The organism is Barnesiella sp. CU968 (assembly GCF_905219685.1).
GTDB classification, from domain to species: domain Bacteria; phylum Bacteroidota; class Bacteroidia; order Bacteroidales; family Muribaculaceae; genus Lepagella; species Lepagella muris_A.
Map to the genome: position 1 here is coordinate 1 of NZ_CAJMXD010000404.1, position 2,586 is coordinate 2,586.

3 protein-coding genes are annotated in these 2,586 nt (G+C 41.3%); all 3 read right to left on the reverse strand.

Going from position 1 to position 2,586, the window contains the following annotated elements:
* Positions 1–1,090, reverse strand: a 1,090-nt coding sequence (locus tag JX312_RS12100) for an MBOAT family protein (protein WP_204458150.1), incomplete at its 3' end; no start/stop codon positions are given.
* Between the two features lie 14 nt (positions 1,091–1,104).
* Positions 1,105–1,908 carry a hypothetical protein gene (locus JX312_RS12105; protein ID WP_204458151.1) on the reverse strand — a complete coding sequence of 268 codons (804 nt, stop codon included), beginning with the start codon at positions 1,906–1,908 and terminating at the stop codon, positions 1,105–1,107.
* A 42-nt stretch (positions 1,909–1,950) separates the two neighbouring features.
* Positions 1,951–2,586, reverse strand: a 636-nt coding sequence (locus tag JX312_RS12110; protein ID WP_204458152.1) for a Smr/MutS family protein, incomplete at its 5' end; no start/stop codon positions are given.

Below are 2,586 nucleotides of genomic sequence, written 5' to 3' on the forward strand. Positions count from 1 at the left end.
GACCTAAACCATGCATCGCTCCCCAGAATACAAATTTCCACGCCGCACCATGCCATAAGCCACCTATGAGCATGGTGAGGAAATTGTTGATATAAGTGCGCAATGTTCCTTTGCGGTTGCCGCCAAGAGGTATATAAACATAATCGCGCAACCATGATGAGAGCGAAATGTGCCATCTGCGCCAAAACTCTGTCAGATTTCTGCTTTGGTATGGCGAATCAAAATTGATACCCAATCTGAAACCCATAATCAACGCAAGACCGATAGCCATATCCGAATAACCTGAAAAGTCACAGTATATCTGCATTGTGTACCCCATTACTCCCATCAACGCCTGAACTCCGGTATACAATGAAGGATCATTAAAAATCAGATCATTGAATTGCGAAATATAGTCGGCAATAAGAGCCTTCTTTACAATACCTACTATTATAAGCCAGAAACCTCCGTATATGTCGCTTTTCGTTGCCTCTGCATTTTTTTCAATTTGCGGAAGAAAATAATCAGCTCTAACAATAGGTCCTGCTACAAGAGCCGGGAAAAACGACAGGAAAAACAAATATTCAAGCCATGTGCGTGTTGGAGCAATCTTCCCTTTGTAGACATCTACCACATAAGATATTGACTGGAAAGTATAAAACGAAATACCAACCGGCAATATAATATCAAGCGGCTGAAAATTGCCCTGTACCATCTGGTTCCAATTCCATAAAAAGAAATTCGCATACTTGAAGTAACCCAGAATCGATAATGAAAGTATTATCGAAAACCACATGAGGCACTTCTTCCCAGAACGGGAACCCACTCTGAATATAGCTTTGGATATTAGCCAATCGACCAAAGATGTGCCGATCAGCATCAGGAAAAAGAATCCGCTTGACTTATAATAGAAATAAAGAGAAAACAGAACTACGAACACAATCATACGCATCCTGCTTTTCTTAAGCATTGCATAAAACGGGATGAATATCAGAAATAGAATCCAGAACAGACCACTGGAAAACAACATCGGAGCCGCGGAATCATATCTGAACATCCCTGCTATGTTGACGTATATATGTTCAATGTTATTGATCAGATTATCAAACATGACAGACTTAGAACTTATTTATTGAGTGCTTTCAGGAAAACTATATTAGGATTAACCTTTCCAATGGAATCTGACGGCATCTCCACTATGAAAGGATGCGAGGATTTCGGAATCCACCGCATTATACTGTCTACCCATAACGATGAACTTTCCCGTGTCGGGTGGATATTATCTTTCTTACGCTTAAATTCCATCCCCTCAGACCGGAAAAAAGCTCCTTTTTTGCAAATGCGCTGCAGCATATCGTTAATACCGGTATCCTCTTTCCAATTAGGAGGTCCGATCCAAACATAAGGAATAGTATCAATGACCTCAAGGATCTTTTTTACATACGGCGCACGTGTCTCCGGATTCCTGAAGTACATTTCATTACTTCCCAATGATATGAAAATCTGTGTCGGACGGTATTTGTTGATATAATATCTGAGCGTGTCATGCTCAGCCCATATTTTTGTATTGCTCGAATCCCAATTTACAGAATGGATCACATGACCGTTCTGACGTGCATACTGCGCAAGTCTCAATGCAAGATTAAACGTCATTGAATCTCCGAATATAAAAAGATTTTGCGGAAGCGAATCAGTCCTGACGACTTCTTCTGACGACACACCACCCACAATCTCCGCCGAATCCGATGCGTTTATATCAGAGTCTGCAAGTAAATCGAATTTATTATCTTGAAGAATAAATTCTTTTATCGGCGCCTTTTTCACAGTCCACTCCCCTATCCTTATATCTTCCATAAAAGATATTGTAACAATTACAGACAAGGCAACCGAAAGAAGCAACCACAAAGGGGTATATTTAAAACGTTTCATTCTTATGAAATTTCGAAACGCAAAATTACAATTTGCAATCCATTATTCCAAATCCACAACAGTAATTCCGGCACCTCCGAAACGCACATCCTCATCCTCAAAATGACGGACTGCTCCATTTGCTCTCAACTGTTCTCTGATCAATGTTTTCAATATGCCATGACCAGTTCCGTGCAGTATCCTTACTTTTGCAGCACTGAACTGAATGGCATCATCTATAAAATACGTGACCGCCTGTAATGCTTCGTCCGCCCGCATACCCCTGACATCTATCTCGTTCTTGAAATTCAACTGCCGTTTCCGACTCTCTTCTGATGTCGCCGATGAAATAGTCATCGAAGAACTCAGTGCTGACTCCTTAGGTTTTGAAGTTAGCCTAAGTTTGACGGTATCAACGATTGTACGCAGCGATCCGAACGCGACTTCAGCCTTCTTCCCATTTACAGACAACACCTTTCCTGTCATCGAGCCATCGATCATCTTCACATAATCTCCAGGCTGCAAATCTTTCACTGCCGTCTTACCCTTGATAGTGTCATTTCCAGCAATTCTTGCGTTTTCATTTACCCTGCGGCTTTTATGCCGCAACGGAGCCAGAGCCTTGGGAAGTTTGTCTACAACTGATGAATCAGCATCTTCAATTACATTTTTCTTGAGTTCATCCAATTCTCTTCTGAG